Origin of the sequence: Chitinophaga varians, from assembly GCF_012641275.1 — a bacterium.
Lineage (GTDB): Bacteria > Bacteroidota > Bacteroidia > Chitinophagales > Chitinophagaceae > Chitinophaga > Chitinophaga varians_A.
On record NZ_JABAIA010000001.1, the window covers coordinates 786,464 to 801,003 of the forward strand.

The window sequence follows — 14,540 nt, forward strand, 5'->3', positions numbered from 1 at the left end:
GCTCCATCACTATAACGGCACAGGTTCAAAAAATTATGACGCACTGGAAGTATCACCCATTTTTCAACAAGCCAGGCGAGAAATTTCTTCTGTGGATTTAGTCATTCCAATTACCTGGTCCATACTTGTGTTGATAAAGCTTATCGCTTTATTCAAGGCGGTTTGAGATTACTTCACACCGAATCATAGCCTTTTCACTCTTTTTCTCCTCCTCTGAATATCTTCTACATAATTTTCAGATTATTTATAGATTTTCGTACCTGAATTCCTGTTCTAAAAACTACCGAACTATTAAAATAAAATTCCTATTTTTAAGACTGAGTTGATTTGATTTATCCTGAAAGCGAAGTATACATTAACCTATAAAATATCCATTCTTCAGCCTATCCGCCCAAAGCCCCATTTAAATGACAGTGGGAGTAATTTAAATTTTTTAGAAAAGCTGTAGCTAAGGATACCTATGTAAATAATCATTGTTATGCGGTCTTATTTATTGTTACCGTGGTTAGTGTTGTTGACCTCCTATGCCCTTGGTCAATATACCCCCACTCAGTTGCCCAGGGTTGCCGGTACAGTGGCTCCTTCTGCAGATGTCTCTGCTATGGCCAGAATCAGCGAAGTGCCGGTCAACTTTTATACAGGTATACCACAAATTACTTATCCTGTATTCGATTTTAGCAGGGGCTCCCTTAACCTTTCCATTTCCCTTCATTATTTCGCAGGAGGCATTAAAGTAGAGGAAATGCCCACCAGTACAGGTCTTGGCTGGACATTAAATTCCGGCGGTATGATTGCGCGTACCGTTAATGGCATTCCGGATGATTATCCAGATAAGGGGTTTATGTATGCACCTGCACCGGCCACTTCTCCCGGTAATCTGCTGGATTCTTTTTATCATGATAAAATTGATGCACAGCTGGATGTTTTCCAGTATTCCTTTGATGGACATGTAGGTAAATTTTATCTTGGAAAGAATGGTAGCATATTACTGGCGCCTGACTCGAAAATTAAGGTGAAGGTTAACAAGGCTGTGATGGCAGATGCGCCTGCCAGCACTATTTCGTCTTTTACGATCACGACAGAAGATGGAACCACTTATGTTTTTTCGGAAAGAGAACTCAGCCAGATTTCCGGTTATGGGGATACTGCACCTCATATCAACAAATATTATGTATCTGCATGGATGCTCTCCCGTGCTATCGCGCCGTTTGGAACGGATTCCATTCAATTTACCTATGATTCGCAGATCAAATACTATACTTCCAGGAATCCAGAAATTATCGTTACAGATCCATTAGCCAGCAATCGTGTCTTACAGAACAGTGCAAAGTATACGGATATCCTGTTGCAATCAAAACGAATCTCCAGAATAGATCTCCCCAACAATAACTATGTGAAATTTATTTATGATACCAAAGGACGTTGTGATTTTGGCAGTGATCAGGCACTCCGTTATGTTGAAGTCAGAGATACCGGATTAATCAGGGGCGTCCGCCTGGATTATCAGTATAGTACACCAGCAGGCTTTGTTTCTTACCGGCCACCCTGTACCGGGAGTGAAAAGGAAAAGCGACTGGTACTGAAACAAATCACAGAGTATACCCGTGGAGGAGAGAATCCACCCACGATATATGATTATGAAAAAGACGTCCTGTTGCCGCCGAGAGATTCCCGGTCAATTGACTTCTGGGGCTTTTACAACGGAAAGACCAATACTACGCTGGTACCCCCTTTCAGGGATATGACCGGTGCTGACAGAAATCCGGATTTTTATTTTATGAAAGCAGGAAGCCTTCGTAAAATCATTCATCCCAGCGGAGGATACACTTTCCTGGAATATGAGAACAATGATAATTTTACAATTGATAAAGATCAGCGTTCAATGCCCTATTATGGAGATAATGAGGCTTGGATCAACGTTTTTAAACTATTCTCCAACCAGGTTGGCATAACCTGGAAATTTGATAATGATGCAGACAGGGACTATTTCAGAAATCTGTCAAGAGGTGTCGTCAAAATAAAAATCACAACAGAAGACCGGACCAAGGTATTGCTTGAACAAACAAACTTTGCACCGAATCTGGCCGCTGGTGACCGTTTCCTGTCATTGGACCTGCCTTATAACGGAAATTATATAATCCAGCTTTCCTACAGTGGTTTCGCGATGGAAGATATGGACAGACTGAATTTCCGTTTTAGCTGGACCAACGATGTTGTTAAAGATGACAAAAAGGCTACCGGAGGTTTACGCATAAAGAGACAAATCATCTATGACGGTATTTCGCACGCCAATGATGTCGTTACAGAATACCGTTATACTAATGAAGCGGGCAAAAGTTCCGGTTACAATATAGAAACTCCTGTTTATTATTATCGGACAGGTGTTACTGCCGATAAATTTTATCCCGCGGACGTCCGTATGAGTGAACCCATTAACGGTCTTACCTATACACAGGGAAGTCCTTCAGGATATGCCCGGGTGGAGGTAATTAACGGTACCCCGGAACGAAACACCGGTCGCACCGTGTACGAATTTAGTTCTTTTAAGGATTTGATGGATGGAGAAACAATACCCTGGTTTTATCAGAACTATACCGATGTCTCACAATTTCCCTATGTGCCAAAAGATAAAGCTGACTGGGCGCTGGGGTTGCCTCAGGTAACCACTGCCTATGGACCTGATGGACGAATGATCAGTAAAACGGTGAATTACTATAGTGTTAGCAGAAGTAACTACACTGGTTCGGATTTTCGGTCAATAAAGGTGGGAGTAGACAGGGAGATTATTCAGAATAATGTCAGGTCAAATAATTATGTATATAAAGACTATTATCCCATGCAGGGTTTGACGCAGTTGTCCTCTACTACCCAAACCTCCTATTACGAAAATGGCAGTTCCTACAGTAGTCAGACTATTTATGAATATGATAACAGTAATCTGACGCTGCGAAAAGTGTCGGCTGACTATGACAGGTCTGCCGGGCTGAAAATGGTAAAGTCTTTATATTACCCTTACGACTATACGTTGGCAGGAGGGATAGGAGCGATGAAGACGGCTGGGATTAATGTACCTGTCGCTACAGAAGTATGGTTGGAGGGAAATGGCGGGAGGAAATTATTTAGCTATGAGGCAACAGACTTCCAGGTTTTGGGAGGTAATGTGATCAGACCTTTAAAATCCTACAGTCTCTATAGCACCAAGCCATTGGATTTTGCAGAAGTACCTGCCTTTAATCCTGCCAACCTTGCCAGGATCCCGGCTATCAGGGAAACGAATGTTTATGAGGTATATGACAGCAAGTGGAACATTTCACAGTTGCGTAATCTGCAGAACGGTGCGGTATCATCCGTTATTTACGATGATATTACACAAGCGGTATTGGCTAAAGTTACCAATGCAGCCATATCCGAGGTCGCCTATACCAGCTTCGAATCATCTACCAAGGGTAACTGGACTTATACCGGAACACCGGATGCTGCTGTACAGGCCGCAACCGGCAAAAACAGTTATCAGCTGAGCCGGGGAAATATTACCAGGGCGGCATTACCTGCCGGAAAAAACTACACGCTTTCCTTTTGGGCCCGGGATGGAGCTGCAGCTGTGAATGGAGGAACATTAAAGTGGTCGGAGCCGAATACTGCTACCGGTTGGACATTGTACAGATATCTGGTAGGCGGTGGTGCTGCCATTACCATCAGCGGATCTGCCCGGATTGACGAACTACGTTTGCACCCTGATTATTCCACTATGCTAACAACTTGTTATGACCCTAATACGGGGCAAACGATTACAGGTTGTGATGCCAATAATAAGATTACCTGGAATGATTATGATAAACTTTACAGAATAAAGGCAGTAAGGGACCAGGACCGGAATATCATCAAATGGAATGATTATACGGCTATACAACCCCTGTTTAAAAATGTACCACTTACCAATACTTTTACCAGGAGCTGTTATCTGGGGGAAGGAACATCTGTCTCCTACAATATATCCGGTGGCAAATACACTTCCTATATTTCCCTGGATGATGCAAATGACCAGGCTCAGGAAGACATGCGTCTGAACGGACAGCAATACGCAAATACCAATGGTATCTGTACCTGGTATAATGAAATACAATCCGGTACTTATGCCAAACAGTGTACAGGCGGAGGCATCGGTTCGAATGTTGTATATACGGTACCTGCAAGGAAATATTCTTCCAATATTTCCCTGGCAGATGCAAATGCGAAAGCCTTGAAGGAGATTGCTGACAATGGCCAAACCAAAGCCAATAATGAAGGAACCTGTATGCCCGCAGTATTATATATCAAATTCACTTCCAGCAATCATACCAGCACAAGTACCGTGGACAAATGGTCTCGTCTGACAACCAAAACCCAAAACCTCATTGTTAACTTTTACAGCGATGCAGCCTGTACTGTTCCTTACAGTGTAACAAACTACAATGTGGACATTAAGACACAGATCGACACGCAGGAATACATGGATGGCACATACTACAACAATACCTCCAACAATACACAAACCTATTCCTGTAATGGGGCATCCTTTGTTATCCCGGCAATGCTGGAAGAAGAATACCGGCAATACAGAAAGTACGAAGGAAATATGGAAGTGGTGAGTGATGACTATACTCGTACCGGATACTTTTATTCCATTGTGCCTAATGCCAGGTATATCATTAAATAACAATTCTACAGGTTGTTTAAAAACACTAATATGACCAGGAAATTATTTTTATTGATTTGTCTTCCTCTCCTGTTGTTAACAGGTGTAAGTCTGGGGCAGAATAATCTTGAGATATACGGCCCGACAACTGTGAAAGTTGGAGAAAAGGTGATGTATTCAGCTGTGCTTCATGCATATGATCCCAATAATCCTAATCCGGATTATTGCTGGTCTGTAACAGGAGGCAATTACCAGATCGTCAACGATGGCTGCAGGCCTGTGGGGCAGCCGGCCAGAATTTGCGAAAAATGTACAAACATAGAAGTCACCTGGACCGGAAGTGGTACCGGGAATGTCCAAGTGTCTACTGAAAATGGATATAGCGCTAATCTCAGCGTTACTATCGTTACTCCTATCATCTTACAACAGATTACACCAGTTTTGCAGTATATAAAGTACAACACAATACCGGTAACATTAACCCAGACGACACCCTCTGGTGGCAATGGTATTTTTACTTATCAGTGGCAAAAGCTTAACAGTGAATTTGAATGGGAAAATATTAGCGGGGCCACCGCTATTTCCTATACACCTGCTGCGCTGACTAAAAATATGAAGTATCGTGTAATGGTCACTTCTTATGATGCCAGTGTATTTAGCCGGGAAGCAGAAGTAGTAGTACGGCGCCCTCTTCAGCCGGGAGAAATTTATGGCTATCAGGTGACATCACCTAATACCCGTCCGCGCACGATTAAGGGAGAGCCGGCGAGTGGTGATGAAGGGCGGTTTGTATATCAATGGGAGGAATCTGCCGATAGAAATACATGGACCAATATTACAGGAGCTACGCAGCTACATTATTCCCCACCGGTAATTACTGCAACCAGATATTATCGCAGAAAGGTAACGTCCACCTATGGATCTTCTACCTCTAATGCATATACACAGATCGCAACGGTGGCAGTGAATGACGGACAGTCGGCCAATACACCCGTTTCAAACGCCGCCGCTTATACGCAACCGGAAATCCGTCTGAATGATCTTGGTCCCAACGCCATTACCGCTTACAACAGCAATATCATTACCGAGGCAAACCTTTTAAAACCCGGTGTCAATACAGATGCTGATATTAGTGCGCTCGCTCCCAAAGATGCTGCCATTCAAAAAGTATGGTATGATGGAATTGGAAGACCACTGCAGCAGGTGTCCGTAAAAACGGATGCCCTCAAAAAAGATCTGGTATATCCCATCGCTTATGATGATCTTGGACGCAGCAGGGAAGTGTTTCTGCCTTATATAGACAGTACTTCCTCCGGTGCTTTAAAAACCAATGCCGGCACCGGCCAGTGGAACTTTTATAAAAAAATGTTCCCTACAGAGAACTTTTTTTATAATAAACGTGTCAACGATGCGCAGGGCAATAATCTGCAGGATGCCACAGCGGGCAATAGCTGGATGGGTTCCAATGCAGGAACATCCGGTTATGTCAGGGCCATGTTGCCGGGAGAACAAGTATGGAGATGGGTGATGATAAATGACACCACCCCGGCGCTGGCAGCAGGAGCACAACGACTGTATGATACAACGGAAATAACTGTCAACGAATCCCTGGACATCGACGGCAGATTATCCATTTCTTATCTCGATCGCCAGGGAAAGGTAATCATGAGCAAGGCGCAGTATGATGAAAATAGTCAGATATGGCTTTGCAGCTATAATGTTTACGATGATTTTGGTCAGACAAGATATACTATTCCTCCAAAAGCCATCAGCTGGATACAGGCCAATTACAGTAGTATCCCCACTGCTACTGTCTGGCCCCTTAATACAGATATCAAGCGTAATCTCTGTACGGCTTATCAGTTTGATGACAAGGGCAGGAACACTGTCAGGAAAGATGCAGGCATAGATGATATATGGATGGTTTATGACAAAAAGAACCGACCGGTTTTAACCCAAACACCGGGTCAGCGGCTCACCGGGAAATGGAACTACCGTGTATACGACAAACGAGGCCGTGTAGTGGTATCCGGTTTGTATGCTTCTGCTGCAACGCGTCAGCAATTGCAGGATCAGATAGACCAGGCTGCCATTCGGAATGGTAGCACGATCACCATCAATAAGCCTGCTCCGGTTGATCTGATAGTTAGCCGCTATGATGGTGCTTCCAGCTATATCGCTAAAAACTCAGTAGCACTGGAGGATGGATTCTCTACTCCGGATAATACTGAAATACTGATTCAGACAGATCCTGCATTACAGGACCAACAGATCGTATCCCGGACTGAAGTGGATGAAGACTATCTGGGCCTGAGCAACTGTTCGTCCTGCACCCCGTTGAACATAAATTACTATGATAATTATGATTTCCCGGGTGCCAGTGAGAGGGCTTTTAATACAACCTATATTGATAAGGTAAACAGCGGATCAGGATTGCCCAAGCCGGTGAAATCACAGCGTACCGACGGACTGATAACAGGGTCCCGTATTAAGGTATTATATCCTTCCGGTGTTTCGGGGCCGGAATGGCTGACTTCTGTTACCTATTACGACGACAGAGGCAGGATTATTCAGGCACATGTTGATAATATTCTGGGAGGCACAGATGTTGAAAGTGTCCAGTTCGACTTTACCAGTCAGGTTATCAGTACACACAAGATAAATAATAATCCCTGGGGAAAACCGCAAAAGACGCTGGAAACACGGTTGCGTAACGTATACTATGATGATGGTAAACTGAAAGAGAAATGGCTGGCTGTAAATAACCAACCCGAAAAAAGGCTGGAAGACTACTATTACAACGATCTTGGACAGATTACCCGGAAAGTACTGGGTAATGGTATTGAAACACTTAATTACACCTATAACCTTAAAGGCTGGTTGACAGGGATCAATGCTGATTATGCTGATAATAAAACAAACCCGCATTTTTTTGGTACCAGAATTGCGTTTAATGAAGGGTTCCGGCGTAGCCAGCTGGGTGGGAAGGCGTCTGGTGTTATCTGGAGAAGGGCCGGCTCCCCGGATGAAGCGATGGGATATGGTTATGACTATGATATTGCCAACAGACTTAAGACAGCCCATTTTATCAGAAATACAGGCGGTAGTAGCGGAGAATGGTCACAACAGGAGAAAAATTATACGGTGGATAATCTGAGATACGATGAAGGCGGTAATATCATGTCTATGCGTAGTTATGCTACCCTGCTGGGTAATACAAAAGCAGTAGATGACCTTACCTATACCTACCAGCCTGATTCCTATGTGTTATCGAGAGTGACGGATGCCGCCGGGGACAACAAACAGTCAGATTTCAAAAACGGCAATACCACTACGGACCAGTATACTTATAACAAAGACGGCAATCTCATCAGTGATGCCAATAAAGGTGTAGCAATGACCTGGAATAATGTCATTGAAAAGCCTGATGTGCTTACGTTTGGGGGTGATGCCAATAAAACGATCAAATACGTATATGATGCCTCCGGCTACAGATGGCAAAAGATCGTGAAAGAAGGAAATGCACTGACAACCTATACCTACATTGGAAATATAGTGTATAAGAATGATAGTATCCTGCTGCATTTCGGCCATAGTGCGGGAAGAATCCGGATGGTTACATCGTCAACCACTAACCAGACCAGTTTCTGCAATGACTATTTCCTGACGGACCAGATTGGTAATATCCGCACAGTTATCACAGATCAGAAGGACACTGCTGTTTATAATGCTTCGATGGAACCAGCCCGCGATGCAGTGGAAAACGCTATTTTCAGCAACAGGGACGGAACGAAAGAAACAATACCTGCTACCTACCCGTTTTATAATGCCAATACCAACAGGTTCTGGAGCAAACTAAACGGAAGTGATGTCAATAAGCGTATCGGTCCTTCTCTGGTGTTAAAAGTGATGGCCGGTGATACAATTGATGTTGGTACAAGAGCATTCTACAAAACCATGAGCCCATCTAATACAGGAACTCCTGTTAACGATATGGTCAGTGCCTTGCTCAATGCTATGCTGGGCAGCCAGGGAACAGCAGTGGATGGGGGCCATGGCAATCTTGTACAGGGCAACAATACCATAATCAATAAAACTGATTTTAGTACTTTTATTCAAACCACGCAGCAACAGAATAATACGCAGGGTACCGCTCCAAAGGCGTACCTCAATTATCTACTTTTTGATGAAGATTTTAAGATGGTCAGTGGGCAGGTATTGCGTATAAATAAGGGCGCAGATGTGATGCAGGAATATGTTGGTCAGATCACCGTACCTAAAAACGGATTCCTCTATGTATATACCAGCAACGAGAGTGTGACAGATGTATGGTTTGATGATCTCATGGTAGTACATAGGAGCGGACCATTGATCCAGGAGAATACTTTATATCCCTATGGATTGTCTATTGCTTCCCAAAGTAGCTCTGCGCCCATGCGTACGGCCAATAACAACCTTTATCAGGCTAAGGAACTGGATGGGGAAATGGGGCTTAACATGTACTATTTTGATTATAGATATTATGATCCGCAACTGGGGCGTTTTATCAGCATAGACCCGGGCCGTCAGTTTGCCAACGGTTATCAGGGCATGGGAAACAACCCGGCTATGTTTGTAGATCCTGATGGCCGTTTCGTTTGGTTTGTTGTTGCCATCGGCGCAGCTTTCGGTGCTTTTTCGGGATATAGTGTTGCAAAAGCAAAAGGAGCGAAGGGTTTCTGGGAGTGGTTTGGATACATCGGCGCAGGTGCTGTTATCGGAGGCGCCTCTGCCGGTGCAGGATCGGCCATAGGGTCGGCTGCAGGCGCCGTACTCACGAATGCCACCGGTACTATTGCCCATGCGGGCCTGTTTGCCTCTGCTATAGGTGGCGCAGTAGGCGGAGGCTTATCAGGATTGGGCTTCAGTGCCTTATCTGGTAGCGAGAATATATGGGGCGCAGTGGGTACGGGAATGCTCACTGGCGCGATAGGAGGCGCGGCAGGCTCCTATATTGGTGGTGGTGGCGGCGCGCTGGTCTCCGGTTTTGCCAGTGGTACTATCGGCAATGCTTTGGGTGGCGGTGATTTCGGAAGTATTTTAAAAGCAGGTCTGATAGGTGCTGCAACATCCTGGGGTGTATATCAACTGTCTACTTCTATCAATTATAAAGCTTATAGCAAACTAACTGACCCCGGTGCCAAACTAACCAGAAAACAGTTTGCCATTATCAGTAAATTAGTACAGCGGTCCTTTGCCAGAGGCAAGGAGTATGGAGGGTTTGTAAACGCAGACGGTACAGTAACCTGGTCCAAAGGAGGTAAGTCCACCATGACAGGTTATGAAGAAGCCAGACATGCCGATGCGAAGTTCTCTTTCCATACACATCCTAACAATGGCCATAGCTGGGTACATGAGCATAGTGGTACGCATCCGGTGACGAGCTATTCTATGGGTAAAACTTTATATCAGGGAGATATTCAGGTAGATAAGATCGATGGATTAAATTCGCTGGTCATTAGCCGGTCTAATGTTTTTTATCATGATCTGATGCCTACAGACTTTAACCCGCTCAATGACCTTTCCAATGTATCACAGAATCTGATGCCAAATAGGGTATTTAACCCATATCCTTATAATACCTTCCCGGTTTATTAAAAAAAACAATACCATGCAAAAAAACATCTGTATCATACTGATGGTTATGTTGACTGCCTGTGCTACCGCCCAGCAGGCAAAACATGCGCGTAGATTTAACTATACCGCAAAAGGATGCCAGGTGGATTCGCTCAAAAAACAGAGCATCGCTTTGTTTACGCGATACAACGAAAAAGACAATCCCTTTATAGTAGATGTGACCGAAACAGATTCTTTTTTTATTATCCGGAAGTATCCTGCGAAACCTGCATACGGAGGGACTGTGGATGTCTGGATATCAAAAACAGAATGTAAGGTGGTAAAAGAGCGGTGGGGACAATAACTATTAATCTATCAATACAAAACAGGCCGCTTCTGAAAAGACGGCCTGTTTGTATTGATAGCCGCCATCAGGCTGTTCCTACTTATTGAGAGATCCATCCACCGTCAACCGGGAGGGCTACGCCAGTGACAAAAGAGGCTGCATCCGAACAAAGCCATATCACTGCTGCCGCTACTTCTGCCGGCTCTCCCATGCGCCCTACAGGTTCCATGTCCACAAATTGTTGTTCTGCCTGCTTATTATTCCCCGTAAAGCGGTCTATCATGGGTGTTTTTATAACACCCGGACAAACAGCATTTACCCGGATACCCCATTTGGCGTATTCCAGCGCGGCGGTTTTGGTAAGCCCTATCACACCATGCTTGCTGGCAACATATGCAGGGAGCGAAGGAAACCCCACCAAACCGGCCACAGATGCGCAATTGACAATAGCACCGCTACCCTGCTGCAACATATGGGAGAGCTCGTGTTTCATACACAGCCAGACACCGGTAAGATTTACAGCCAACGTTCTTTCCCAGTTCTCCTGGGTACACTGTTGCGTGGTAGCTGCCACACCTTCAATCCCTGCATTATTGAAGGCAAAATCCAGCCTGCCGTACATACTGATGGTTTTATCAATCATCGCTTCAATGTCGGACGCTTTACTGACATCACATTTTATAAACGTTGCTTTACCTCCGTCAGCTTCTATTTGTTGCAATGTCTCCCGGTTAAGGTCTTCCACACAATCTGCGATCACTACCGACGCTCCCTGCCGCGCAAATGCAATGGCCGTGGCACGGCCAATACCAAAGCTTCCACCCGTAACAATGGCTACTTTATTATTGAATATCGTATTCATATTTTTATTTTATTCCGGTGAAAAAACTCTACAGAAAAATTTCCGGTCTGTTACCTGTTTCATTGTGTTTGTTAAAGTTAGACGAACGGTATGCAGCAAGGAATGATGCTTGTCAATCGCTTGTCTGATTTACGTCGTGTTTTTGTCTGCACCTGAATGAATACATGACCACAATCAATAAAAATGATAATGAATATCACATATTGCCACGCCATACAGGCATAAATTAGCCGGAGAAAGACTTTTGATATGGCAACGAAACAACCATCCATACTGGTGACAAAATCCGATGGGACCATCGTCCCGTTCTCCGTTGAGAAGATAAGACGGTCCCTGAAGCGATCAGGGGCTGCCAATGAAACAATTGAGCATATAATCAATGAATTATACAAACGTCTGTACCCAAATATATCAACCCGTACGATATACAAGACCGCGTATGATATTTTAAAGAAGTCATCCAGGCAGGTGGCAGGCCGTTACAAGCTCAAACGGGCCATCTTCGAATTAGGCCCATCGGGATTTCCATTTGAACAATATATAGCTGAGCTGTTCAGGCAAGCCGGATATTCCGCCATTACGAACAGGGTAATGACAGGCCATTGCGTTACACATGAAGTAGACATCTATGCCGTCAAGGATAAAAAATTCTGTGTAATTGAATGCAAGTACCATCAACTGCAGGGTACACACTGTGACGTAAAAATCCCCTTATATATTCAATCCCGTTTCAAAGATATTGAATGGCACATGAAAGAAACGAACGACAGCCAGCATCAGGAGTATCAGGGATGGCTGATAACCAATACGCGGATAACACCGGATGCAACCCAGTATGCAGCATGTATGGGCTTGAATATGTTATCATGGGACTACCCCGCCGACCGGGGGCTGAAAGACGTGGTCGACAAAACCGGGCTTTATCCTATTACTTGTCTTTCCACGTTAAGTCGTCATGAAAAATACATGCTGCTGGAAAAAGGAATTGTGCTGTGCCGTAGCCTGACAGAAAAGCCGGACCATTTGTCCGGCATTGGAATAACCGGCCCCAGGTATTTTACAGTACTGACGGAAGCTCAGCATTTATGTGAACACATCGTGAAAATGGAATGGGTATGATTACCGATCAGTTATTTTCCCTGTAGACATCTTCATAAAATCTAACCTGTCCGGTAGCATCCGTCCAGGCTGTATTGTACAGTATAAACACATAAGTTGTAACAGGAACCCTGAATATTACAGGTCTCTGGTCCGGTTGACTGCCTTTTGCTTCCAGGGCTATCATCGCGGCAGCTTCCTTATCCAATAGAAGGTGGGCCAGTTGCACAGCTTCTTCCACCCTCACGCACCCATGGCTGAAAAACCGCTGTTGCAGCATAAACAGCGCTTTACCTGGTGTATCATGAAGATACACACCGAAAGGACTATAGAAATTTAACTTCACAATACCCAGAGAATTGTCACAGCCGGTATTCTGCCGGATAACATACGGAAAATTGTTGCCGCCAAGACTGTTCCAGTCAATGGTGGATGGGGGAACAATATGTCCTTTCTTATCTAATATTTCAAATTGGTTATCAACCAGGTATTGCCGGTCTTTTTTTATTTGGGGCAACAATTCCCGGACTGCGATCCTGTTGGGTACTGTCCAGTAAGGAAACAGCACCACTTCGGTAATGTCACTTCCAAGCGTGGGCGTCGGTGTGCTCTTTTTCCCTGTTATCACCCGGGAATACAACACCGGCTTTCCCTCCTGGTAAAACACCAGGCCCGTTGATGGAATATTCACTAATACCACAGGAGCCTCTTTCTTGTACTGATGCAGCCAGCGGAGCTGGTTTAATGCGTTATTTAATTCGAGCAACCGGTATGTCAACGGAACGTTTAACGCCTTTAGGAATGGTTCCCTCAAAACACCATCGTCCAACATATTAAACAGGCGTTGGGCCTGCCTTATCCTCGCAGATAAGGATACCTTGCCGGCGCCGGGAAGCGAGTCACTTATTCCAATCTGCCTTAACCTCAATAATAACGGTGCATTGGAGCTGTCCGCCTTTAGTGATGTAACCGGTACTTCTTTGAAAGCGGTATCCATAACAATGGGATACAAGGCGGCTATACAGTTCTTCACTGCCATGTATGCTGTATCCGATGGCTCTACAGACGGCAGGAAATATGAAAACTGTCCGCTTAAAAGATTGTCAGCCAGTTTGGCGGCAATGTCTATTCCCGTGTTCTGTAGAGCGGGCAACCCATTATACTTAACAGGTAGTTTTACCAGATGGCCATATGCTACGTCGCTAAAAAAACGTATGACCGTTGCGGTTATAACGGAATCAATATGCAGTGAATCTGCTGCCGTTGGTATCTTATAGCTACTATCGGCTAAAGCTGTAGTCAACGCCGGACCGTAGTCCTCTTTATTTAACCCCAGGCGGGCGGCTTCCCGCAGGTATGCAGCAAACAGGTCAAAATTCTGTCTTCCTCCGGTAGTGAGCCAAACGGGTTTTCCGCCGGTTTTCTGGTAAAAAACGCGCACACCGGCATCTTCCATCCGTCCGGTTTGCCGGGGGAGTTGGGCATTTAAAGACAGACCCGGGAAAAGTAACAGTATAAAAAGGCAGGCTTTCATTCGGTGTCGTTATCTGGCGCGTCCGGCAACTGGAACGTATGGCTCTTTGCCGATCTGCCTGCATTATTCAACTCTTCCAGGGTCCAGTTATCTGTTTTGGTGGTTTCCAGCCATAATGTTCCCGCCTTGCGGAATATTTGGGCATTCAGGCCGAAAATGTGGCTGAAATCGTGTTCCACCTCGGCGGCAGTCCGGTAATAGCTGATATCAATCCAGCCAAAGCTGCGTCGCATTCCCATTTCCTCAACGCGTGTTTCCGGTGGTATTTTCTCTTCTTCAGGAGAATATCCGCCTTCAGGATGTGGTTTGCTGAAAAACTCCAGCTTCAGGAATGGATACAGGGTTTGGAACTTATCCTGCATATCCGCTACCATAGCTTCTTCGCTAATATACATCTGCATAAAAACGAGTTTTATTTCAATACAATTAT

Annotated in this window: 7 protein-coding genes; 4 read left to right on the top strand and 3 right to left on the bottom strand. The window is 44.8% G+C overall.

The window, feature by feature from the left end; all coding sequences use genetic code 11:
* Positions 1–478 precede the first annotated feature (478 nt).
* Genes HGH92_RS03240 through HGH92_RS03250 form a run of 3 tightly spaced genes read left to right on the top strand, consistent with a single transcriptional unit; the run spans position 479 to position 10,634 of the window.
* Positions 479–4,696 (top strand): DUF5977 domain-containing protein, encoded by a 4,218-nt coding sequence (locus HGH92_RS03240; protein WP_168869314.1) that lies wholly within the window; start codon positions 479–481, stop codon positions 4,694–4,696.
* A 30-nt stretch (positions 4,697–4,726) separates the two neighbouring features.
* Complete coding sequence (locus tag HGH92_RS03245) at positions 4,727–10,312, top strand: RHS repeat-associated core domain-containing protein (RefSeq protein ID WP_168869315.1); 5,586 nt, start codon at positions 4,727–4,729, stop codon at positions 10,310–10,312.
* A gap of 13 nt (positions 10,313–10,325) precedes the next feature.
* Positions 10,326–10,634, top strand: coding sequence for a hypothetical protein (locus HGH92_RS03250; RefSeq protein ID WP_168869316.1), 309 nt, complete (start codon positions 10,326–10,328; stop codon positions 10,632–10,634).
* 82 nt (positions 10,635–10,716) lie between these two features.
* On the opposite strand, the gene HGH92_RS03255 is transcribed toward HGH92_RS03250, so the two are convergent.
* Positions 10,717–11,478, bottom strand: coding sequence for an SDR family oxidoreductase (locus HGH92_RS03255; RefSeq protein WP_168869317.1), 762 nt, complete (start codon positions 11,476–11,478; stop codon positions 10,717–10,719).
* Positions 11,479–11,727: 249 nt separating this feature from the next.
* Between HGH92_RS03255 and HGH92_RS03260 the strand changes: the two genes are divergently transcribed.
* Entirely contained in the window at positions 11,728–12,597 is an 870-nt protein-coding gene (locus HGH92_RS03260; RefSeq protein WP_168869318.1) for an ATP cone domain-containing protein, read from the top strand.
* A 7-nt stretch (positions 12,598–12,604) separates the two neighbouring features.
* On the opposite strand, the gene HGH92_RS03265 is transcribed toward HGH92_RS03260, so the two are convergent.
* Both HGH92_RS03265 and HGH92_RS03270 read right to left on the bottom strand, forming a co-directional pair.
* Positions 12,605–14,110 (bottom strand): L,D-transpeptidase family protein, encoded by a 1,506-nt coding sequence (locus tag HGH92_RS03265; RefSeq protein ID WP_168869319.1) that lies wholly within the window; start codon positions 14,108–14,110, stop codon positions 12,605–12,607.
* Positions 14,107–14,511, bottom strand: a complete 405-nt coding sequence (locus HGH92_RS03270) for a hypothetical protein (protein WP_168869320.1) — start codon at positions 14,509–14,511, stop codon at positions 14,107–14,109. The genes HGH92_RS03265 and HGH92_RS03270 overlap by 4 nt, the downstream gene beginning before the upstream one ends.
* Positions 14,512–14,540 lie beyond the last annotated feature (29 nt).